This window comes from Pseudomonas sp. IT-P100 (assembly GCF_949767185.1).
Lineage (GTDB): Bacteria > Pseudomonadota > Gammaproteobacteria > Pseudomonadales > Pseudomonadaceae > Aquipseudomonas > Aquipseudomonas fluorescens_B.
Genome location: NZ_CATKQK010000014.1, coordinates 40550 through 62467, shown reverse-complemented (window position 1 = coordinate 62467; position 21918 = coordinate 40550). Strand labels below are relative to the sequence as shown.

Below are 21918 nucleotides of genomic sequence, written 5' to 3'. Positions count from 1 at the left end.
GTTGTAACTACCTTTTTTGGGTCAGTCCGCGACCCGTACGCTCAGGGTATTGGCCATTCGGTTTCCTACCCCGGCGCTCTGATTCAACTGGATCACCCCACGGCTACCGGTGAAAGCCTGGTCACTGGTAGTGACCTGGCGGAGGCCTGGTGCAGAGGCAGTTGGATCGGAGTTGTTGAGCAGCGCCACGTTCTGTTGCATGAGGACGCTGTCGTCGATACTTTGCGGTTGTTTACTGATGCTTATCCGCAGGGCATTGGCTTGCTGGTTGCTGGCACCCGCGCTCTGGTTTACGCCCAGAACACCGTTGCCATGGCTGAAGGAGTCGCCTTGAATGCTGGCTCGAGCATCCATCCTGGGGTCGACCTGCGTATTCAGCCGTTGGCGAATCTGAGTGGTCGCGCTGGCCGCATCGCCAATGGCGATGGCCCGGGCGTTGGCCTGTTGCTGCTGATCGCCCGCGGCCTGGTTGACCGCGAAGTTGCCTTGGTACTGACTACCGGACCCATTGATGTCGGCGTTATTGATGACGGGTGGTTGAGCAAAGCTCGACGCACTGCAAAGCATGGCGACAATCAGCAGTTTGCGATTCATCTCATTGGCCTCCCGTGATGATTTTCAGACCGCCCAGGCCTCGCTGAACGCTTGAATTGACCAGGTTGGAGATGCCGTTGCCCGAACTTCCCCGTCCGGCGGGGAGGTTGGAAAGCTGATTCTGGGTGGTGATATTGCCGCCCAGATTGGTGTTGTTTAAATTGACCAGGCGTGTGATACCCGCACCACTGGCGACGTTGGCAAAATCGCCGTCGTTCAGTTCGCTCGTCTGATTGAGAATTAGCTTGGAGGGGTTGGCATTGGCGGTCGTGGGGTTAGGGTCGGGAGCTACCGGCGCTTGCACTGCGTTTCGCGTCTGGACATCACGTTTGATAATAATGATGCCGTTGTCCGCCTGAACGGGGCAGACGCTTGAGCCGAGTGCGATCAGCAGGAAGCTATAGATGTTGTTATGAAATTTCCCCACGGCGGCAATTCCTTCTGTAAGAACGCTGGCCCTTGTCAGGGTTGCGAGGAAGAGAGCAGAAGGTGTGCCGGTTTTTGTTTTTCTTTAAAAAACAATTACTTGTATTTAATTGTCGAGGCGGTCAAAAAAATTTTGTAACGCTGCTGAGACACACCCACGCAAAATCACCGTCCATTGCTGGCGCAATTGCTCGTTACGGGGTCTTGTAGGCAATTTGTATCAGTGGCGTAACATTTTCTTGGAGGCGGGCACGGGCAGCTTTAGCCCGCGGGTTTTCGCAGGGGAGAGTGTTTCAGGAATGGACATATATGACGCCTGTCAGGGACTGAGCAAGCGTGTCACAGCCTCGAATACCGCGTCCTTGCGTTGATTCCAGTCACCTTGCACAACCTGGTAAGGCTGACGATGCAGCTCAAGCCACTGGTGGCTGGCCTGGAAAAACGCCTTGCGTTCTTCCAGCTGCGGTTGGCAACGCTGGCCATCGTCATGCCAGGGCACCGATTCGGGGCTGAGCAACAAATGCAGGTCGTAGTGCCTGGCCAGCAATGCTCGCTCGACCCACGTCGGGCAAGCGTTAAACAAGGTGCGGCTCCAAAGGATATTGCTCAACAGATGCGTATCGAGAATCAGCAGTCGCGGTTGTTTGGCTCGTGCTTCATCTTCCCAAGTCAGCTGGCCAAGTGCTATTGGCGTAATATCGTCGTAGCAAGTTACACGGGCTTCAGTATCGATGAAATGCCGAACATACTCGCCGACCAAAATGCCGCCAAAGTTGGCGCGAATCTCACTCGAAAGCCAGCTCTTGCCGCTGGATTCGGGCCCGGTCAGTACCAGGACTTTCATGTGCGTAGCGCCGGGTCGGCGCGCCATTCACGCCAGCCTTGCACGGCAATCACGGCGAACAACCCATAGAGCCCGGCGGTCAGGTACATGCCCTTATAGATGAAGAGCCCGACGAAAATCACATCGAGGGTGATCCACAGTGGCCAGCATTGAACGCGCTTTTGCGCCATCCACACCTGCGCCACCAGGCTGAAGCCAGTCAACGCCGCATCGAGCCAGGGTTGGGCGGCATCGGTCCAGTGCGCCATGGCCGCGCCGAGCATCAGACTGCCGACGGCACCAATGGCCAGGCCTGACACGACCGATTCTCCCTTGAGCTGGCTAACCCGCCGCCCCTGTCGCGCAGCCCCCGCGCGCGTCCATTGCCACCAGCCATAGAGTTGCAACGCGGCGTAGATCACCTGCAACAGCATGTCCGAATAAAGCTTCACTTCAAAAAACACCCAGCTGTAAAGCGACACCATGACCAGGCCAATCGGCCAGCACCAGGGGTTCTGTTTGACCGTCAACCAGACGGCAATCACACCGAGGGAGGCGGCAAACAGTTCAAGCCCGGACATGGAGGTTCCTTGGGGAAATCGTAGAGGGGGGGAGATTGTACCGGGATTGTGGCGAGGAGGCTTCTGTGGCGAGCGAGCTTTTGTGGCGAGGGGACTTGTCCCCGTTGGACCGCGGAGCGGTCCCAAAAGATCGACGACTGCTTCGCAGCCGAACGGGGATAAATCCCCTCGCCACAGAGATTGGTGTCTGGATTACACGCGGAACTGCTTGAGCAAACCGTTCAACTGCTCGCTCAGATCCTTGAGCCGCACGCTCGCCATACTCGACTGTTCCGCCGCCAGCGCCGTGCTGTGGGACAAACCGGCGGCCTGGGTGACGTTCTGGTTGATGTCCTCGACCACGTGGGCCTGTTGCAGGGTGGCGCTGGCGATGGAGGCGTTCAGGCCGTTGAGGTTGCGCAGTGCCTGGCCAATGGCATTCAGGCTCGCACCGGCCAGGCCGGCTTGTTCGATGGTCAGCTGCGATGCGCGACTGCTGTCGCCAATGACCTTGACCGCCGCTTCGGAGTGGCCTTGCAGGCGTTCGATCATCGACTGGATCTCGGCGGTGGACTTCTGCGTGCGCTGGGCCAGCAGACGCACCTCATCCGCCACGACGGCAAACCCGCGACCTTGCTCGCCGGCCCGGGCGGCCTCGATGGCGGCATTGAGGGCGAGCAGGTTGGTTTGCTCGGCGATAGAGCGGATCACTTCCAGCACGCTGCCGATCTGGGTGCTTTCGGTGGCGAGCGTACGGATGACTTCCACAGCCTGATCAATGGTGCCGGACAACGTGTCGATCTGTTGCAGGCTGCTGTCGATGTTGACCTGGCCCTGCTGCGCCTGGGATTCGGCATCGCGCATTTCGCTGGCCGCTTGCTCGGCATTCTTGGCGACATCCTGCACGCCGTACGTCACTTCATTGATGGCCGTGGCCACCAGCTCCATCTGCTGGGATTGCTGCTGACTGCGTTGCTGGGCCTGCGCGGCGTCGTTGCCCAGCTCGCTGGACGACTGGCCCAAAGCGCTGGCGGACACCTGCAATTGACCGATCACCAACCGCAGTTTGGCGGTAAAGGCATTGAAGTGGCGGGCCAATTGCGTCACTTCATCCTGGCCATGGGTATCGAGGCTGCGGGTCAGGTCGCTTTCACCGCTGGCAATATTGGCCATGGCGTTCACGGTTTCCTGGAGCGGGCGCACGATGCTGCGGGCAATCAGGATCACCAGCAGGGCCATGATGGCGGCAATCACCAGCCCGACGACGGTCGCTTTCCAGACCTGGGCCATGAACTCGGCTTGCATGTCATCGATGTACACGCCCGAGCCGATCACCCAGCCCCATGGCTCGAACAGTTTGACGTAGGACGTTTTTGCCACCGGCTCGCTGGCGCCCGGTTTCGGCCAGCGATAGTCGATTGCGCCGGCGCCCTTGGCTTTGGCGAGGGCGACCATTTCGTTGAACAGCGCAAACCCGTCCGGGTCGCGAATCGCCGAGAGGTTCTGGCCATCGAGTTTCGGGTTGGCCGGGTGCATGATCATCACCGGCGTCAGGTCGTTGATCCAGAAGTAGTCGTTCTGGTCATACCGCAGGCCGCGAACGGCGGTCATCGCCTGTTTCTGCGCGGCCTCGCGTGTGAGCGTGCCGGCAGTTTCCAGGTCATGGTAATAGGTCAGAATGCCGCTGGCGGTCTGCACCACGTGCTGGGTTTTCTGCGCCTTGGCGTGATAAAGGTCTTCGTGGATCTGCTTGAGCATCAACACGCCTAACGTCAAAAGCATCATGACGGCCACGATCAAAATGAGCCACAAGCGGCGGCTGATCGACATATTTCGCAAGCTGTTCATAACGCTGTCACCCCGGTTTCTTTTTCTTGTAATAAATGATCGCCGGCATCCAACCACACTTTGCCGATCGGGCATATCCGACCCAAGTCCAATAACGTGGCAGCGTTATTCAGCCTTGTCTGATAGGATTTCGGCCCCGCACGGAAAAACCTGAATCCAAGTCGATGTTTCACGGAATTTTTACGGTTCCGTCCGGATTCTGTGCGCGCGGGTCTTTTGGCTACGCTGACTGTTCTTGAAAAAATATTAACGGGGCATGCCGTTGCGCATCGCCTTTTGGGGGATTGATGGATCTTTGGACCGCCTTGCAGGCATTGATACTTGGCGTTGTAGAAGGGTTGACGGAGTTTTTGCCGATTTCCAGTACCGGACACCAGATTATTGTGGCCGACTTGCTCAATTTCGGTGGTGAGCGGGCCATGGCGTTCAACATCATTATTCAGCTCGGCGCGATTCTCGCCGTGGTCTGGGAATTCCGGCGCAAGATTTTTGATGTCGTCATTGGTTTACCGACGCAGCCAAACGCCCGGCGCTTTACTGCCAACCTGCTGATTGCCTTCCTGCCGGCGGTGGTATTGGGGGTGATCTTTGCCGACCTGATCCACCATTACCTGTTCAACCCGATCACCGTGGCCACGGCATTGGTCGTGGGCGGCATCGTGATGTTGTGGGCCGAGCAGCGTCAGCACGAAGTACACGCCGAAACCGTCGATGAGATCACCTGGAAAGATGCTTTGAAAGTTGGCTTCGCCCAGTGCCTGGCGATGATTCCGGGCACCTCGCGTTCAGGCTCGACGATCATTGGTGGTTTGCTGTTCGGGCTGTCGCGCAAGACCGCCACCGAGTTTTCGTTTTTCCTCGCGATGCCGACCATGGTCGGCGCGGCGGTCTACTCGGGCTACAAGTATCGCGACCTGTTCGTGCCGGCTGATTTTCCGGTGTTCGCCATCGGTTTCATCACCGCGTTCATCTTCGCGATGATTGCCGTCAGAGGCTTGCTCAAGTTCATCGCCAGCCACAGCTACGCGGCGTTCGCCTGGTATCGCATTGCGTTTGGTCTGGTGATCCTGGCCACCTGGCAGTTCGGCTGGGTCGACTGGACTGCGGTCAAGCCATGAATGATGCCGGCAGGAGCAGCAGCCCCGGACGCAATTCCGGAGGGCAGATCCAGAACCCCAGGCTGAAACTGCTGGTGTTCGCGGCCGTGTGCGCGCTGCCGTTGGTGGGCTCGTTGTCGTTCTGGCTGCGCGGGATTTCGCTGATTCCCCTGGCGGCCTACGGCATCGTCAGCGTGTTGGCGTTCTTCCTTTATTGGAGCGACAAGCGCAAGGCCCGCACCGACACCTGGCGTACGCCGGAGAACGTGCTGCATGCAGTTGAACTCGCCGGCGGCTGGCCGGGCGCCTTGGTCGCCCAGCAGGTGTTCCGGCACAAGACGCGCAAAGTGTCGTTTCAACTGCTGTTCTGGATGATCGTGTTGCTGCATCAAGTGTTCTGGATTGATCAGCTGTTCCTGGGGGCAAACCTGTTGGCGCTGTTCTAAAGCAGCAGTCCGACCTGCGTGCGCTTGGGCAGCTTGCTTACCACCAGTTGATGGGAACGTTGCAACAGGCTTTGCAGTTCTTCGGCGCCCAGCGGGTAGGGCGTTTGCATGATGATCCATTGGGCCCGCGCCAGGTACGGCGCCGGGTGAACGCCCGGGCGGTCGCAATGCCCCAGAAACAGGTCCTTGTCGACCTTGAAGGCGAGGGATTCGCCCCGCAGGTTCTGCAGGGCGAACATCTTGTTCCCGGCAATCGAAAACACCCGCACGCCACCCCACTTGTAGTCTTCCCGCGCCCCCGGCAGCGCCAGGCAGAACTGCGCGACATCGTCTTCGCTCATGCGTCCAGCCTTCATATCAATCGGTCCCCACAGGCATTGAATGATTCGATCAAATGGTCGAGCCAGGCGCGCACCGCCGGCATGACCCCGCGTCGGTGAGGGTAGACCGCTTGCAGCCAGCCGCCAGGCAACGACCAGTCAGGGAGCAATTGCACCAGCGCGCCGCTTTCCAGTTCCTGCTCGCAATACATCATCGGCAGCATGGTAAAGCCCTGGCCGGCGAGTGTGCAGGCCTTGCGCACGATGAAGTCGTCGATGCCCAGTCGGGCTTCGAGCGCAAGTTCATGGCTTTTACCCTGTTGATCGAGCATGCGGATATGCACCATGCGGTCGGCTTCGAGGGCGCCGAGCACGGGCAGGCCCTTGAGCTCCTCGGGATGATTGATCGCTCGCCCATGGAGAAAGTCCGGACTGGCCACCATCAGCATCTGCGCCTGACGCAGGCGTCGGGTGACCAGCAACGGGTCTTCATCTCCCAATTCACGCACCCGTAGCGCGACGTCGACGCCCTCGGTCACCAGGTCGACCCGGCGGTTGAGCAGCATCACTTCCAGTTGAACCTGCGGGAATTTTTCGAGAAACCGACTGATCACCGTCGGCAGCATTTCGTGAGCCAGCCCGACGGGGCAGGACACCCGCAAGCGTCCGCGGGGTTCGCTGGACATGCTGGCCACGGCTTCATCGGCCATCTCGGCTTCCAGCAGCATGGCCTGGCAGTGCCGCAAATAACGTTCGCCCACGGCGGTCAACTTCAGTTGCCGGGTGGTGCGTTGCAACAGGCGCGCGCCAAGGCGCTCTTCCAGCTGGGCGATCCGCCGCGACAAGCGCGACTTGGGAATCCCCAGCACACGCCCGGCTGCAGCGAAACCGCCGGCTTCGACCACCTTGGCGAAGTAGTAGAGGTCATTGAGGTCTTGCATGGTGTTAACCCGATTGTTCTATCAGTGAGACGAACTATCGCATTGTTGCAGTCTAATCAGCTATTGGTTTCGTCTGTAGGATTGTCTCCATCAGATCGCCCCGTGGCGATCCTCACCTGGAGATCCCACATGAAACTGCTGCATATCGATTCGAGCATTCTTGGTGACAACTCGGCTTCCCGTCAGCTGAGCAGTGAAGTCGTCAAAGCCTGGCAAGCCGCCGAGCCGAGCGCCGTGGTGACTTACCGCGACCTGGCCAGCGATGCCATCAGCCATTTCTCCGCCACGACCCTGGTCGCCGCCGGCACCGCCGCCGAACTGCGCAATGCCGCCCAGCAGCACGAAGCCGAACTGAGCGCCTCGACGCTGGCCGAATTCCTCGCCGCCGATGCCGTAGTCATTGCCGCGCCGATGTACAACTTCACCATCCCGACCCAACTCAAGGCCTGGATCGACCGCATCGCCGTTGCCGGTCAGACCTTCCGCTACACCGAAGCCGGCCCTGAAGGCCTGTGCGGTGGCAAGAAAGTCGTGATCGTGTCGACTTCCGGCGGCTTGCATGCCGGTCAGGCGACTGGCGTGGCTCACGAAGAGTATTTGAAAGTGCTGTTCGGCTTCATCGGCATCACCGACATCGAATTCGTCCGTGCTCACGGCCTGGCTTACGGTGACGAAGTGCGCACCAAAGCCATGAACGACGCTCACACGCAAATCAGCGAGCAACTGTTCGCTGCCGCGTAAGGCTTGCGTAAAGGTGTAAATCAGCTCGAGCAACACCCCAAAAAACTCTGTATTCTGAACACGCAAGTGCCAGATGCGGAGTTTTTTGTTTCTGACTATTTCTACTGGCTTTTTCTAGTTGTGTCTTCAATCGTTCAAGTTGTGGCCCAGGTTATGCAGTCGAGGGTTGATGTCCCCGTTCTGTCACGACCAGGGTGGCCGCCATGCTGGTACAAGGCCGCTTCCTCGGTAGTCGATGGAGAACGGGCTTTCCGGTCAAGTAACAAAGGTGGGGCATCCCATGGTGCGTCTTTGTGCAACGTTACTGATTTGCCTGCTCAGCAGCCTGAATTCAGTGCACGCCGCGCCTGCGCCACATCCTCACTGGAGCGTCGGCTTCCATGAGATGAGTTTTCTCGACCCGCTGGACCTGCAACCGATGCGCGCCATCGCGTTCTACCCCTCCAGCGACCGGGAACACACCAGCCAACTCGAGGGCTACACGGTCGAAGCGGGCGAAGACACCCGCGTCGCCATCGGCCGTTTCCCGATGCTGATGCTGTCCCACGGCAACACCGGCACGCCGCTGGCCCTGCATGACCTCGCCACGTCGCTGGCGCGCAAGGGTTTCGTGGTGGTGGCGGTGATTCATCCCGGCGACAACTCCAAAGACCACAGCCGCCTCGGCACCTTGAGCAACCTGTACGGTCGGCCGATCCAGATTTCCGAAGCCATAACCGCCACCCTGGGCGACCGCATGCTCGCGCCGTTCGTCAATGCCGACCAGGTCGGGGTGATCGGTTACTCGGCGGGCGGGGAGACGGCGCTGATTCTGTCCGGAGCGACGCCTGATCTGGACCGGTTACGGCGCTACTGCCAGGAACGCCCGGACGACCGCGATGCCTGCAACACCCAAGGCGAGTTGATCGTCGACCGCGATGACCTGCAACCGGTGGCGGACCCTCGGGTTCACGCGCTGCTGCTGATGGCGCCGCTGAGCCTGAAGTTCGGCCGTCACACCCTGGCCGACGTGCATGTGCCGGTGCTGCTTTACAGCGGCGACGGCGACAAACTGGTGGCCTTCGACAAAAACGCCGCGGCGCTGGCGCGCAAACTGCCGATCGCGCCTGACTTCAAGTTATTGGCCGGGGCAGGGCACTTCGTGTTCATGGCGCCGTGCAACGAAGAACAGATCGCCGCCATGCCGGCGCTGTGCACCGATGCCGACGGCGTTGACCGCGAAGACATTCACCGAAACATGATTTCCGAAGCGGGACGGTTCTTCTCCCATGCGCTGGGCGTGCCGACCCGTGCGGGGATGCAAACCGCTGATCAATGATCTACCCAGTGGGAACCAGTCCTTGTGGCGAGGAAGCTTGCTCCCGCTGGGTCGCGAAGCGGCCCCAAAAGCGTTGCGACTGCTTCGCAGCCGAGCGGGAGCAAGCTCCCTCGCCACAGGGGCTGTTCCACACTGATTACGGGTGTCAGGCCATTGCCCGACGTTTCAGCAACAGGGTCAAACCCAGGCCAGTGATCGACAGCAACGCCGCACTGAAGAAAATCCACGAATACCCCAGATTCAACGCCACCGCGCCCATCACCGGTCCGGCAATCGCCAACGCCAGGTCGAAAAACACCGCGTAAGCACTCAACCCCGCACCGCGACTGGAATTGGGCACCTGTTTGATCGCCTCTACCCCGAGCGCCGGATACACCAGCGACAAACCGAACCCGGCCAGGCCGGCACCGACCAGGGCAAAACCGGTCGAAGGCGCGAGCCACAGCAGCACCAGCCCTGCCGTTTCAATGCTCATGCAGGCAATCGCCGAGGTGAATCCACCGAAGCGGCTGATGGCCGAAATAAACAGCAACCGCGCCAGGATGAAGCAGATCCCAAACACCGTCAGGCAGTACGCGGCGCCAGTCCAGCCACGGCTGAGGTAGTACAGGGTAATGAAGGTGGTCAAGGTGCCGTAACCGATAGACGCCAGGCTCAGGCTCGCGCCGAAGGGCGCAATGCGCCCGAACACCGCCCAGAACGGCAGGCGTTCACCGCGTACCACCGGCACCGACGGTTTGTTGCGGATGAGCACCAGCGCCAACGCTGCCAGCAAGGACAACGCGATCCCCAGGCTGGCAAAACCATATTCCGCAACCATCACCACGCCCAGCGGCGCGCCAATGGCGATGGCGCCGTAGGACGCGATGCCGTTCCAGGAAATCGAGCGTGCGGTGTGTTCAGCGCCCACTTGGCCCATGCACCAACTGATGGTGCCGACGCCGATCAAGCCCTGTGCGATACCCAACAACAAGCGGCCGGCGATCAGGATCAACAGACTCGTCAGCGGAAAGCTTTGCAACAGCGTCGACACCAACGTCAACACGCCGCTCAACACAATCCCCGACAACCCGTAAACAATCGCTCGCTTGGTGCCGATGTTGTCCGACATGCGCCCGGCCATCGGGCGGCTGAGCAGGGTGGCGAGGTATTGGGAGCCGATGGTCAGCCCGGCCACGACCGCACTGAAACCGAGCTGCTCATGGACATAACCCGGCAACACCGCAATCGGCAGGCCGATGCAGAGGAAGGCAATAAAGGTATAGAAAACGATGGAGACGATCTGCAGGGTGATCGCCATGGAGCTTTGCGGTGGCAGTGGCTGCGCAGACATGAGGGCTCGTTCGCGGGCGGCGGTGGGAGTACAGCATCATGGCGCGGGCTGCGAATAAAAGGAAGCAGGCTAACGATAACATCAAAAGATCGCAGCCTTCGGCAGCTCCTGCATTGGAATACGTCCCCTGCAGGAGCTGCCGAAGGCTGCGATCTTTGATCTTCAGGCAATAAAAAGCCCCGTCACCAGGACAGGGCTTTCCATTGTCAGCCGGTGTTTAGAACACTACACCTTGGCTGCGCAGGTAATCATCATAAGTACCGCTGAAGTCGATCACGCCGCTGGCGCTCAACTCGATGATGCGGGTCGCCAGCGACGACACGAACTCACGGTCGTGGCTGACGAAGATCAATGTGCCCGGATAGTTTTCCAGCGCCAGGTTCAGCGCCTCGATGGATTCCATGTCCAGGTGGTTGGTCGGTTCGTCCATGATCAGCACGTTCGGCTTTTGCAGGATCAGCTTGCCGAACAGCATGCGACCTTGCTCACCACCGGAGATGACCTTGACCGACTTGAGGATCTCGTCGTTGGAGAACAGCATCCGGCCGAGGGTGCCGCGAACGATTTGCTCGCCGCCCTGAGTCCATTGGCCCATCCAGTCGAACAGGTTGCAGTCGTCTTCGAAGTCGTGCGCGTGGTCCTGGGCGTAGTAGCCCAGTTCCGCGGCGTCGGTCCACTTCACGGTGCCGGCGTCCGGGGTCAGTTCGTTGACCAGGGTGCGCAGCAGGGTGGTTTTACCGATACCGTTCGGGCCGATGATCGCCACGCGTTCGCCCGCTTCAACCTGGAAACTGAAGTCCTTGAACAGTGTCTTGCCGTCGAAGCCTTTGGCCATGCGCTCGACGATGACCGCCTGGCGGTGCAGCTTCTTGGTCTGTTCGAAACGGATGAACGGGCTCACGCGGCTGGAAGGCTTGACCTCGGCCAGCTGGATCTTGTCGATCGCCTTGGCGCGGGAAGTGGCCTGCTTGGCTTTCGAGGCGTTGGCCGAGAAGCGGCTGACGAACGATTGCAGTTCCGAAATCTGTGCCTTCTTCTTGGCGTTGTCCGACAGCAGTTGCTCGCGGGACTGGGTCGCCACGGTCATGTACTCGTCGTAGTTGCCCGGGAACAGGCGCAGCTCGCCGTAATCCAGGTCAGCCATGTGGGTGCACACGCTGTTCAGGAAGTGACGGTCGTGGGAGATGATGATCATCAGGCTGGAGCGCTGGGTCAGAATGTTTTCCAGCCAGCGGATGGTGTTGATGTCCAGGTGGTTGGTCGGTTCGTCGAGCAACAGCACTTCAGGATCGGAGAACAGTGCCTGAGCCAGCAAGACACGCAGCTTCCAGCCTGGGGAAACCTCGCTCATCGGGCCAAAGTGTTGCTCGATGCCGATACCCAGGCCCAGCAACAGCTCGCCAGCGCGGGATTCGGCGGTGTAGCCGTCCATTTCGGCGAACTCGGTTTCCAGCTCGGCCACGGCCATGCCGTCTTCTTCGGTCATTTCCGGCAGCGAGTAGATACGGTCGCGCTCGGCCTTGACCTTCCACAGCTCTTCGTGACCCATGATCACGGTATCGATCACGGTGAATTCTTCGTAGGCGAACTGGTCCTGGCGCAATTTACCCAGGCGCACGTTCGGCTCGAGCATGACCTGGCCGCCGGACGGCTCGAGGTCGCCACCGAGGATTTTCATGAAGGTCGATTTGCCGCAGCCGTTGGCGCCGATCAGGCCATAGCGGTTGCCCGCACCGAATTTGACCGAAACGTTTTCGAATAGCGGCTTGGCGCCGAACTGCATCGTGATGTTAGCTGTAGAGATCAAAGGTTTTTCCTGCGAAGCATTCAGAGTAGCTAGGGTTGCGGCAGTACCGATTCAGTACCCGTTTCCGGTTTTCGAACCACAGGAAATGCATCCCGGTCAGAAGCGGAAGGTCCATCTGGCAATAAGTGGACAGCAGCATGTGGAGCGCTTGGCCCGAGTCGAAGTGCGCTGAGACGGGGTTCATTCCCGTCATCAACCAAGGGGGGCGCGTAATGTTTGGCGGCGATTGTACTGGTCTGGCTCTTTAAACGATAGGGCATTGAGGCCGCACGGGTGCTTTGGCGGTACCAGCGGACAGATTTTCACATCTGAACGTTAACTATTGGTTACAAATCGTGGCTAAAATGCCATCTTTCGAACTGATGCCGACAGGCACGGACGCAGTTTGTTCACTTCTGACGTGTGACGATTTCCGTGAAACTCATCATTGCCGCTGTTTATGCTGTATCGATTGCGTACGTGCACCTGCGCGGTCGGGTGCGCCACAAGTTGGGCCGCCAACTGAGCGATCACTCGACGTTTCTGGCGCCGATCAATTGCTTCCTTTATCTGTTCTCGAAAATTCCCAACAAGCCTTACCTCGATCCAGCCGACTTCCCTGACCTGAGCCCGTTGCAGACGCATTGGGAAGAAATCCGCGCCGAAGGCCAGAACCTGCTCCGGGCGGGTGAAATCAAGCGTTCGAACCAGTACGACGACGTCGGCTTCAACTCGTTCTTCAAGACCGGCTGGAAACGCTTTTACCTCAAATGGTATGGCGACAGTCATCCTTCGGCGATGAAACTCTGCCCGCGCACCACAGAGCTGGTGCAGAGCATCGGCTCGATCAAGGCCGCGATGTTCGCCGAGTTGCCACCGGGTTCGAAACTGGTGCGTCACCGCGATCCGTATGCCGGTTCCTACCGTTATCACCTGGGCCTGGAAACGCCGAACGACGCGGGCTGCTACATCAACGTCGATGGCGAGAATTATCACTGGCGCGATGGTGAAGCGGTGATATTCGATGAAACCTTCATCCATTACGCTGAAAACACCACGCAGCAGAACCGCATCATTCTGTTCTGCGACATCGAGCGACCGATGAAGTACCGCTGGGCGGCGGCGTTCAACGGCTGGTTCAGCCGTCACGTGATGTCGGCGGCGGGCGCACCGAACGATGTGGGTGACAAGACCGGCGGGATCAATCGCCTGTTCGCCAGAATCTACAAGATTCGCCTGCGCGGCAAAGCGTTGAAGAAGCGTAACCGCAAGCTGTATTACCTGGAGAAGTGGGCGATTTTTGCCGGGTTGCTGGCGGTTTTTGTCTGGATTTGAATTCAGCGTTGCCGCTCATTACGCCATCGCCGGCAGGCTGGCTCCCACAATGAAATGCGTTCCAACTGTGGGAGCCAGCCTGCTGGCGATGAGGCCGGTAGATTCTCCGAAAAACGCTCAGGCACCCTGTCATCGATCAACCACTTGACCGTTTCGTAGCTTTTTTCGCCGCCGCCGGTTTTTCCGCTGACTTCGATTTGGCAGCCGCTTTTCCACCAGCCTTGCCCCCCAAACTGCGCTTGAGCAACTCGGTCAAATCGATAACATCCGCCGTCTTGCGCTCTTCCTCGCCGGTCGCCGTCTCGACATCCTCGATCTTTCCTTCATTCGCCTTCTTCTCGACCAGCGCCATGATCTTGTCTTCGAAACTGTCGCGATAATCGTCCGGGCTCCAGTCGCCGCTCATGTCCTGCACCAACCGTTTGGCCATGTCCAGCTCACCCTTGGCCAATTCCGGTTTGGTCACCTCACTGCCCAGTTCAAGCGTATCGAGGCTGCGTACTTCCGCTGGCCAGCGCAGCATCACCAACACCATCGCCGAGTCCAGCGGCATCAGCGCGGCCAGGTGCTGACGGGTATGCAGAACGACATGGGCGAGGGCGACCTTGTTGGTTTTGCTCAGGGTTTCGCGCAGCAACGCATAGACTTTGCCACCGCGTTTGTCCGGCGCAAGGTAGTAGGGCGTGTCGATGTTTTGCAGGGGAATCTGGTCGGCGTCGACAAAGGAAAAGATATCAATGGTTTGCGTGGATAGCGGATGCGCCGACTTGATCTCTTCCTCACTGAGCACCACATAGCGACCCTTTTCGTACTGCACACCCTTTACGATGTTTTCCTTGGTCACTTCCTTGCCGGTGACCTTGTTCACCCGTTTGTAGCCCACCGGCTCCATGCTGCGGCTGTCGAGCCAGTCGAAATCCACCCCTTGCGAAGACGTCGCCGAGACCAGCGCTACAGGGATATGCACCAGCCCGAAACTGATTGCGCCTTTCCAGATTGCACGTGCCATGGTCGTCTACTCGCAAGTGATGATCAGGTGACCCGTGGCCCGGCTCAAAAGTTTCAGCGGCGAGTGGCCCAGCCCCGCCGGGGAATCAACTTCGTGTTACATCTTGTCGGGGAGGTTTTGGTTAACAAATCCGAACCCTGGGCGTAGCGTGCTATCGAAAGCGCTATCCACGTAGAGAGGCTGCCCATGAACCGATTAGTGCCTGGCATCATCGCGATGGCTTTGAGTGCCGTACTGAGCAACGTGGCCCTGGCTGAGGGTCCGTCGCCTGCATTCCCTTTGCTGTTGGCCGAGAGCCCGACGGGCGCCGCCAGCAATCCTTACAACAGCCCGATCCGCCGGGCCAACCCCAACAGCATGCAAGGCACGCAACCCAGCGCTCCGGTCATTCGCGGGCCCAACACCGTGCCGGTTCCGCGGCCGCCGACTTTGGACAACGGTGGCATCGGCAACCGCTATCCCCAGGATCGCTCGGCGCCTGTCAGCCCACCGAAGTTCATCCCCAATCCGCCGCACCGAGACGCAGACACCAGCAACCGTTGAGCGGCAGGACGTTAATCCTGCCAGCCATCCAGACGACAAAAGGAATCGTGCATGTTGCGAACATCCCTCCTGGCCACAATCTGTGCCAGCGCATTGATCACCGTCGCGGCGCCTGTTTTTGCCGCGTCCGTACAGGAGCTGAAAAGCGAGCAGGGCACCCTTGAGGTGACGACGATCGTCAAGGGGCTGGACCATCCGTGGGCCTTGGCTTTTCTGCCTGACAGACAAGGGATGCTGGTCACCGAACGGCCCGGCAACCTGCGCGTGGTCAGTGCCGATGGCAAACTCTCCGGGCCGCTCAGCGGCGTACCGACCGTCTGGGCCAAGGGCCAGGGCGGTCTGCTGGATGTGGTGCTGTCGCCGGACTTCAAGCAGGACCGCACCGTTTACCTGTCCTATGCCGAAGGCGGGGGTGAGGGCGGCAAGGCCGGTACGGCGGTCGGTCGCGGGCAATTGTCGGAAGACCTGACCGCCCTGAGGAATTTCAAAGTGATCTTCCGTCAGGAGCCGAAACTTTCGGTCGGCAATCACTTCGGCTCGCGCCTAGTGTTCGACCGCGATGGCTATCTGTTCATCACCCTCGGCGAGAACAACGACCGGCCTACGGCCCAGGATCTGGACAAGCTGCAGGGCAAGGTGGTGCGGATCTACCCGGACGGCAAGGTACCCGACGACAACCCCTTTGTCGGGCAATCCGGCGTACGCCCGGAAATCTGGTCCTACGGCCAGCGCAATCCGCAAGGTGCGGCGCTCAATCCCTGGACCGGCGTGCTCTGGGAAAACGAGCACGGGCCGCGAGGGGGCGACGAGGTGAATGTCATCGAGCGCGGCAAGAACTATGGCTGGCCGCTGGCGACCCATGGCATCAACTACTCCGGCCAACCGATTCCGGAAGCCGAGGGCAAGACTGCCGAAGGCACTGTCGCGCCACGGCACGTCTGGGAAAAATCCCCTGGCCTGAGCGGTATGGCGTTTTATGACGCTGACCGCTTCAAACCCTGGCAGCACAACGTGTTTATCGGTGCACTGGTGACACAGGAGCTGATTCGCCTGCAGTTCGACGGCGACAGAGTGGTTCACGAAGAGCGCTTGATGGGCGAGCTCAACAAACGCATTCGTGATGTGCGGCAGGGGCCGGACGGGTATTTGTACGTGCTCACCGATGAGGACGACGGCGTGTTGTACAAAGTCGGATTGAAATAACACACACAACCCCTGTGGCGAGGGAGCTTGCTCCCGCTCGGCTGCGCAGCAGACGCCTGCAAAAGAAAGGGGCGCTTCGCACCCCGGCGGGAGCAAGCTCCCTCACCACAAGGTTACTCTCGGCGATACAGAATCACCGCCGCCCGAAGTTTTCCCCGCCCGAAACTGCTCATCTTCTCGAACTCCCCATGGCTGACCGGCAGATGCTGGCAGTCCATGGGCTGACGATGCTGGCTATGGTCGACATCCGGGTCATGCAGGTAGACAAACTCTTCATCACAATCGGTGACGACCACCCAGTGCGGCGATTTGGAGCGGGTCAGCCGATAACTGCTGATCAGCACCAGCGGCTGCCCGCCATCGGCCAATAATCGCGGCAGGTCCAGCGTCCCGCCGAGCACCTGTTCGACGTCAGTGGCGTCCAACTGTGCCGCGAACTCATCGTGCACCAGGCGCATGACGTCTTTTTTATGCTCATCGCGCACGCCATCGAGAAACAGCGGCCCCGCCATACTCACTTGCAAACGCACGCGAAACCCGCGCCGCGCTGCCGCCAGTGCCAGACCTTGAGGGCTGCAACCGCCGTGGCCCGAGGTCATGAACACGGTGGTCGCCTCGCGCCAGATCTGCAGTTCTTCACGGCGCTCCAGCCCGCGATCGGCGTGCAGGGCGCCCATGGCCATCAGCAGGCACGCCGGGCCGCAGGTGAAGTCGGTGGTCTGCGCATACCACGGCACCTTGATGCTGCGGGCATCGCGATGCTGAAGAATGCGTTTCTCCAGGCGCAACGCATCGGCGTGGTCCTGATAATAGTCGTGGATCAGTGCGAAACGTCGATAACCGTTGCGCTCATACAGGGTAATCGCCGAGGGGTTGTCGATGCGCACTTCCAGTCGCAAGTAAGCGCAATCATGCTCAAGGGCGCACGCCTCGATGCGCTCAAGCAATTGCTTGCCCAGCCCGTTACCGCGAGCCTGTTCAGCAATGGCAATCGAGTAGAGCCGCGCCAGTGACGTGCCTCGGTGAAACAGCACCACCGCGTAACCCAACAGTTGCCCGTCGCGTTCAGCCACCAGCAGCTGTCCGTGAGCCCGCGTGATCATCCACTGAAAACTGCGGCTGGTGAGCTGGTCCGTGGTGAAGCATTGCTGTTCGAGTGCCAGCAATGCAGGTAAGTCTTCAACTACCGCCAAGCGAAAGACAGGGTTCATATGACCGCCGTAAAAGTTGCGTAACGAAACGGGACTTTCGAAAAAGTTCGTGCTTAATAGGAAAGGTCTTGTTCTCCAACGGATCAATCACTATGTCAGCGGTACAGGGTCATTGGCGCGAAGTATCCGAGCAAACTTTGCCGGCGGCAACTTATTTAAATGACACGGTTAGAACTTCCAGCCAGTTGATTATCATCGTCGAACGCAAGGAAGACTGGGCGTCCTACTTTCCCAGCGAAGACATCGTCACGGCTCAGGAATACCTCGAACAGACCCGCGACAGCGAGCAGGGAAAACGGGTCCAGGTGATCAACCTGTGCCGCAGCTACAAGTACCTGGGGCACGGCTATTACTGCTCGCTGCTGGCCGAGGCGCGGGGGCACAAGGTCATTCCGTCGGTGCGGACCATCAGCGAACTGACCAAGAAATCCCTCTACGGCCTGGCCCTCGATGATCTGGACAAACCGCTGGAAAAAGCCCTGAGCAATCATCTTTACAGCGATACCGAAGGCTTCACGCTGACACTTTACTTTGGCCGAACCAATATCGAACCGTTACAGGATCTGGCGCGGCAGTTATTTGAAGTATTTCCGTGCCCGATATTATTGGTGGAGTTCCGTCGAACTAATGGCTGGCACATTGAAGGCGTCAAATCAGGTGCACTGCACAAGTTGCGCGAAGATCAGGAAGATCAGTTTGCCAACTCGCTGGACAGTTTCAGTCGCAAGATCTGGCGCATGCCCCGTTCGCGACGCTTGGCCCGCTATGACCTGGCAATTTTGCACGATCCGCAGGAAGCTCTGCCGCCGTCCAACCCCAAGGCGCTGGACAATTTCGTACGCGTCGGCAAGACATTGGGCATCGACGTTGAGCTGATCGAGCGCAAGGACTACGCGCGCATTGCCGAATACGACGGCCTGCTGATCCGCGAGACGACCAGCGTCGACAACCACACCTACCGCTTCGCCAAGAAAGCCGAGAGCGAAGGGCTGGTGGTCATGGATGATCCCGCGTCGATCCTGCGCTGCACCAACAAGGTCTACCTGACTGACCTGCTCAAAAGCCATCAGCTGGGCATGCCCGCCACCGAAATCCTCTACAAGGAGCGACCGGAAGACTTCGAACGGGTCGGTGAGCGGCTGGGGTTTCCGCTGGTGTTGAAGATTCCCGACGGTTGTTTCTCTCGCGGCGTGATCAAGGTTGAAAGCCAGCAAGCCTTGCTCGAGGCGACAGCCGAGCTGTTCGAACATTCGGTGTTGTTGCTGGCTCAGGAATTTTTCTACACCGAGTACGACTGGCGCATCGGCGTACTCAACCGCAAACCGATCTTTGCCTGCCAGTACTTCATGTCCAAGGGGCATTGGCAGATTTACAACCACAAGGCCAAGGGGCAGGACATCAACGGCGAATGCCGCACCCTGGCAGTCCATGAAGCGCCGCGCGCCGTTGTGGAGCTGGCGGTGAAAACCGCCAACCTCATCGGCGACGGCCTCTACGGCGTCGACCTCAAGCAGTCCGGCGACAAGGTGGTGGTGATCGAGGTCAACGACAACCCGAACATGGACGCCGGCATCGAAGACGCCTACTTGCAGGACGATTTGTACTCGCTGGTACTGGAAGAGTTCGTCCGACGCCTGGAACTGAAACGTCGCGGTCAGGCCTGGTGACCGGCCGATGATCAAGAGCTTTCAACTGACCCACGGTGCGCTGCAGGCGGTCGAACGCCTGGACGCCGAAGTGATGCTGTTCAGCAACCCCGACGCGGCCGAGCGCGACTTGCTGCACAGCCATTTCAAGCTCGATGAACACGCGCTGGCCTCGGCGCTGGACCCGGACGAGGTGTCGCGGATCGAGTTTCACCCCGACAATTTGTTCCTGATCTGGAAGCGTCCGGAAAACTATTCCGGCGCAGGCAGCCTGGCGTTCGAAGTGTCGTCCTGCGGTTTGCTGTTTTGTGACCAGCGTTTGCTGGTGATCGCCACCGACGATTCGCCGCTGCACGGGCTCGGCACCCGGCAGAAGTTGAACACGCCACTGGATGTATTGCTCGACCTGCTGTTCAACAACATCCATCACTACCTGGGCCACCTCAAGGTGATCAAACTGGTCGCGCGGGAGTTGCAGCAAAAATTCAACGCGTCGATGCAAAACCAGCACCTGATCCAGATGTTCAACCTCAGCGAAAGCCTGATCTATTACATCAACGCGATCCACAGCAACGGCGCGGTCCTGACCCGGCTACGCAACCACGCGGAAAAACAGCGTTTCAGCGCCGAAGCCATCGGCCTGATCGACGACCTGATCATCGAAAACAACCAGTGCTACAAACAGGCGGAAATCTACTCCACGGTGTTCTCCGGGCTGATCGATGCCCGGGGCAACCTGATGAACAACAGCATGAACAACCTGCTGCGCAAACTGACACTGATCAACGTGGTGTTCCTGCCGCTGAACCTGATTGCGAGCATCGGCGGCATGTCCGAGTTCAGCATGATGACGGCGGGCACGCCGTGGTGGGTGTCGTACCCGTTGTTTCTGACGGCGATGATGCTGGGGGCGGGGGTGATGGTGTTGGGGCTCCGGCGGTTGGCGAAATGAACTTGGCGTCAGGGATGCCGCCTTCGCCGGCAAGCCGGTCTCCCACAGTCGTCGGGGTGATAAACACAGATCCCCTGTGGGAGCGAGCCTGCTCGCGATAGCTATTTCATTAACCCCACGAATCCCGAATCAGGCCACTTGTTCGGCGTCGACAGACTTTTTTCTGTCCTGCAACCCACGAACCACGAGATACAACAACGGCCCAACCGACACAAAAACCGCAGTAAGCAAAAGATAGGGAATGACGGACAATGCCGACCGCCCGCGTTTACGCGCATCCGTGTACATCCAAACCCCGGCCAGCGTCGCCAGCAGGTACAGATCAACCACCACCTGCGCCGTATCAGGCCGCGACATCAGGCTGATGCCAAACTCGATCAACGACTGTTCGGCCTGGAGCATCACCGAAACGGTGTAGCCGGCGAAAGCGAGCAGGGCAATCAGGGGCAGGGCGACAGCCTTCATGGTTTCCTTCCTTGGACAATGAGCAGAATCACGAGCCTACAGAAGCCGCAGGAAATTGACCATTGACTTGCCCTCGGCGCCCGGCTAATTTCCAGACATGACTTCCACCGTATTGCGCTGCCAGCCAAGCATTATTACCGCCATTCCTCATTTGGCGGGCTAGCTCACGACTGCAGCACCCAACCCGCCCTAGAGGCGGGTTTTTACTTTCTGTCTCCAGGGTTTTAAACCAACACACGGCGTAGGAGCTGCCGTGTCCAACAGGAGACGACCATGGATAGCACACCCGCCCAGCAAACCCTGCTGGAGCACTACGTCAAAAAGATCCTTGCTGCGCCCGTGTACGAACTGGCGGTGCGCACGCCATTGCAAGCGGCGCCGGCATTGTCGGAAGCCTTGGGCAACCAGATCCTGTTGAAACGCGAGGATCTGCAGCCAACCTTTTCCTTCAAGATCCGTGGCGCCTACAACAAACTGGTGCAACTGAGCGACGCGCAAAAGGCCCGTGGCGTGATCACCGCGTCTGCCGGCAATCATGCACAAGGCGTGGCGCTGGCAGCGCGTGAGTTAGGGATTGCCGCGACCATCGTCATGCCCGCCACAACGCCGGAATTGAAGGTGGTCGGGGTCCGCAGCCGGGGCGCCGATGCCGTGCTGCACGGGGAGAGTTTTCCGTTTGCCTTGGCTTACGCCTTGAACCTGGCAGAGCAGACGGGCCGCACCTTCGTCTCGCCCTTCGACGACCCGGACGTGATCGCGGGGCAGGGCACCGTCGCCATGGAAATCCTTCGTCAGCACCAAGGGCCGCTTGACGCGATCTTCGTGCCGGTGGGCGGTGGCGGTCTGATCGCGGGCATCGCCGCGTATGTCAAATACCTGCGCCCAGAAGTCCGCATCATCGGCGTCGAGTCGGAACATTCCGCGAGTCTGTTGGCCGCCCTAAAGGCCGGCGAGCGTATCGTCCTGCCGAACGTAGGCACATTCGCCGATGGCGTCGCCGTGGCGCAGATCGGCGCTCATGGTTTCGAAGTCTGCCGGTTTTGCGTCGACGAGGTGCTGACCGTCAGCAACGACGAACTCTGTGCCGCGATCAAGAACATCTACGACGATACCCGCTCGATCACCGAACCTTCCGGCGCGTTGGCCGTGGCGGGCATTAAAAAGTACGTGGCGCAGACGGGCGTGCGTGGTCAAACGTTGGTGGCCATTGATTCCGGCGCCAACATCAACTTCGACAGCTTGCGCCATGTCGCCGAACGCGCCGCATTGAGCGGCGCCCCGGCGTGAGCGGGCGCAGGAGGCCAAGCAATCACCCAATCTC

At 59.5% G+C, this 21918-nt stretch carries 21 protein-coding genes and 1 pseudogene; 10 read left to right on the top strand and 12 right to left on the bottom strand.

Features of this window, described 5'->3' with window-relative positions; all coding sequences use genetic code 11:
• Nucleotides 1-21: 21 nt before the first annotated feature.
• From ACM6IQ_RS14385 to ACM6IQ_RS14365, 5 genes are all read right to left on the bottom strand, one after another.
• Nucleotides 22-594 (bottom strand): adhesin, encoded by a 573-nt coding sequence (locus ACM6IQ_RS14385; protein WP_414879128.1) that lies wholly within the window; start codon nt 592-594, stop codon nt 22-24.
• 1 nt (nt 595) lies between these two features.
• Nucleotides 596-1021, bottom strand: coding sequence for a hypothetical protein (locus tag ACM6IQ_RS14380; protein WP_414879127.1), 426 nt, complete (start codon nt 1019-1021; stop codon nt 596-598).
• 318 nt (nt 1022-1339) lie between these two features.
• Entirely contained in the window at nt 1340-1864 is a 525-nt protein-coding gene (locus ACM6IQ_RS14375; RefSeq protein WP_414879126.1) for an AAA family ATPase, read from the bottom strand.
• Complete coding sequence (gene pnuC, locus ACM6IQ_RS14370; RefSeq protein WP_017338691.1) at nt 1861-2424, bottom strand: nicotinamide riboside transporter PnuC; 564 nt, start codon at nt 2422-2424, stop codon at nt 1861-1863. Before pnuC ends, ACM6IQ_RS14375 begins: the two co-directional genes overlap by 4 nt.
• A 192-nt stretch (nt 2425-2616) precedes the next feature.
• Nucleotides 2617-4251 carry a methyl-accepting chemotaxis protein gene (locus ACM6IQ_RS14365; RefSeq protein WP_017338692.1) on the bottom strand — a complete coding sequence of 545 codons (1635 nt, stop codon included), beginning with the start codon at nt 4249-4251 and terminating at the stop codon, nt 2617-2619.
• 287 nt (nt 4252-4538) lie between these two features.
• On the opposite strand from ACM6IQ_RS14365, the gene ACM6IQ_RS14360 reads away from it, so the two are divergent.
• Nucleotides 4539-5369, top strand: a complete 831-nt coding sequence (locus ACM6IQ_RS14360) for an undecaprenyl-diphosphate phosphatase (RefSeq protein ID WP_414879125.1) — start codon at nt 4539-4541, stop codon at nt 5367-5369.
• A complete protein-coding gene (locus ACM6IQ_RS14355) occupies nt 5366-5794 on the top strand; it encodes a DUF1294 domain-containing protein (protein WP_017338694.1) in 429 nt (142 codons plus the stop codon). Before ACM6IQ_RS14360 ends, ACM6IQ_RS14355 begins: the two co-directional genes overlap by 4 nt.
• Here ACM6IQ_RS14355 and ACM6IQ_RS14350 read toward each other — a convergent pair.
• Nucleotides 5791-6150, bottom strand: coding sequence for an MmcQ/YjbR family DNA-binding protein (locus ACM6IQ_RS14350; protein WP_414879124.1), 360 nt, complete (start codon nt 6148-6150; stop codon nt 5791-5793). The genes ACM6IQ_RS14355 and ACM6IQ_RS14350 overlap by 4 nt on opposite strands.
• Nucleotides 6147-7055, bottom strand: coding sequence for a LysR substrate-binding domain-containing protein (locus ACM6IQ_RS14345; RefSeq protein ID WP_414879123.1), 909 nt, complete (start codon nt 7053-7055; stop codon nt 6147-6149). The genes ACM6IQ_RS14350 and ACM6IQ_RS14345 overlap by 4 nt, the downstream gene beginning before the upstream one ends.
• A 129-nt stretch (nt 7056-7184) precedes the next feature.
• Here ACM6IQ_RS14345 and ACM6IQ_RS14340 point away from each other — a divergent pair, with 129 nt between their 5' ends.
• Both ACM6IQ_RS14340 and ACM6IQ_RS14335 read left to right on the top strand, forming a co-directional pair.
• Complete coding sequence (locus ACM6IQ_RS14340; RefSeq protein WP_017338697.1) at nt 7185-7796, top strand: FMN-dependent NADH-azoreductase; 612 nt, start codon at nt 7185-7187, stop codon at nt 7794-7796.
• 280 nt (nt 7797-8076) lie between these two features.
• Nucleotides 8077-9114, top strand: a complete 1038-nt coding sequence (locus ACM6IQ_RS14335; RefSeq protein WP_017338698.1) for an alpha/beta hydrolase family protein — start codon at nt 8077-8079, stop codon at nt 9112-9114.
• A gap of 145 nt (nt 9115-9259) precedes the next feature.
• Here the strand turns inward: ACM6IQ_RS14335 and ACM6IQ_RS14330 are convergent, their stop codons facing one another.
• Both ACM6IQ_RS14330 and ACM6IQ_RS14325 read right to left on the bottom strand, forming a co-directional pair.
• The gene (locus ACM6IQ_RS14330; protein ID WP_414879122.1) at nt 9260-10447 is read right to left on the bottom strand and encodes an MFS transporter; all 1188 of its coding nucleotides are present in this window, start codon (nt 10445-10447) and stop codon (nt 9260-9262) included.
• A 217-nt stretch (nt 10448-10664) separates the two neighbouring features.
• Nucleotides 10665-12254 (bottom strand): ABC-F family ATPase, encoded by a 1590-nt coding sequence (locus ACM6IQ_RS14325; protein WP_007949368.1) that lies wholly within the window; start codon nt 12252-12254, stop codon nt 10665-10667.
• 414 nt (nt 12255-12668) lie between these two features.
• Between ACM6IQ_RS14325 and lpxO the strand changes: the two genes are divergently transcribed.
• Nucleotides 12669-13568 (top strand): lipid A hydroxylase LpxO, encoded by a 900-nt coding sequence (gene lpxO, locus ACM6IQ_RS14320; RefSeq protein ID WP_031318886.1) that lies wholly within the window; start codon nt 12669-12671, stop codon nt 13566-13568.
• A 136-nt stretch (nt 13569-13704) separates the two neighbouring features.
• On the opposite strand, the gene ACM6IQ_RS14315 is transcribed toward lpxO, so the two are convergent.
• Entirely contained in the window at nt 13705-14577 is an 873-nt protein-coding gene (locus tag ACM6IQ_RS14315) for a Ku protein (RefSeq protein ID WP_017338703.1), read from the bottom strand.
• 186 nt (nt 14578-14763) lie between these two features.
• Between ACM6IQ_RS14315 and ACM6IQ_RS14310 the strand changes: the two genes are divergently transcribed.
• Nucleotides 14764-15120 carry a hypothetical protein gene (locus tag ACM6IQ_RS14310; protein WP_414879121.1) on the top strand — a complete coding sequence of 119 codons (357 nt, stop codon included), beginning with the start codon at nt 14764-14766 and terminating at the stop codon, nt 15118-15120.
• A 51-nt stretch (nt 15121-15171) separates the two neighbouring features.
• Nucleotides 15172-16323 (top strand): PQQ-dependent sugar dehydrogenase, encoded by a 1152-nt coding sequence (locus tag ACM6IQ_RS14305; RefSeq protein ID WP_414879120.1) that lies wholly within the window; start codon nt 15172-15174, stop codon nt 16321-16323.
• 113 nt (nt 16324-16436) lie between these two features.
• Here the strand turns inward: ACM6IQ_RS14305 and rimI are convergent, their stop codons facing one another.
• Complete coding sequence (gene rimI / locus ACM6IQ_RS14300) at nt 16437-17534, bottom strand: ribosomal protein S18-alanine N-acetyltransferase (protein ID WP_414879119.1); 1098 nt, start codon at nt 17532-17534, stop codon at nt 16437-16439.
• A gap of 92 nt (nt 17535-17626) precedes the next feature.
• On the opposite strand from rimI, the gene ACM6IQ_RS14295 reads away from it, so the two are divergent.
• Nucleotides 17627-19201: a RimK family protein gene (locus ACM6IQ_RS14295; RefSeq protein ID WP_017338707.1), complete on the top strand. Its 1575-nt coding sequence runs from the start codon at nt 17627-17629 to the stop codon at nt 19199-19201.
• Between the two features lie 7 nt (nt 19202-19208).
• Nucleotides 19209-20132 carry a magnesium transporter CorA family protein gene (locus ACM6IQ_RS14290; RefSeq protein ID WP_017338708.1) on the top strand — a complete coding sequence of 308 codons (924 nt, stop codon included), beginning with the start codon at nt 19209-19211 and terminating at the stop codon, nt 20130-20132.
• A 129-nt stretch (nt 20133-20261) separates the two neighbouring features.
• On the opposite strand, the gene ACM6IQ_RS14285 is transcribed toward ACM6IQ_RS14290, so the two are convergent.
• On the bottom strand, nt 20262-20597 hold the full coding sequence (locus ACM6IQ_RS14285; protein ID WP_017338709.1) for a DUF2834 domain-containing protein: 336 nt from the start codon (nt 20595-20597) through the stop codon (nt 20262-20264).
• Nucleotides 20598-20870: 273 nt separating this feature from the next.
• Between ACM6IQ_RS14285 and ilvA the strand changes: the two are divergent.
• A pseudogene (ilvA, locus tag ACM6IQ_RS14280) lies at nt 20871-21866 on the top strand (threonine ammonia-lyase, biosynthetic); the annotation flags it as partial.
• Between the last annotated feature and the right edge of the window lie 52 nt (nt 21867-21918).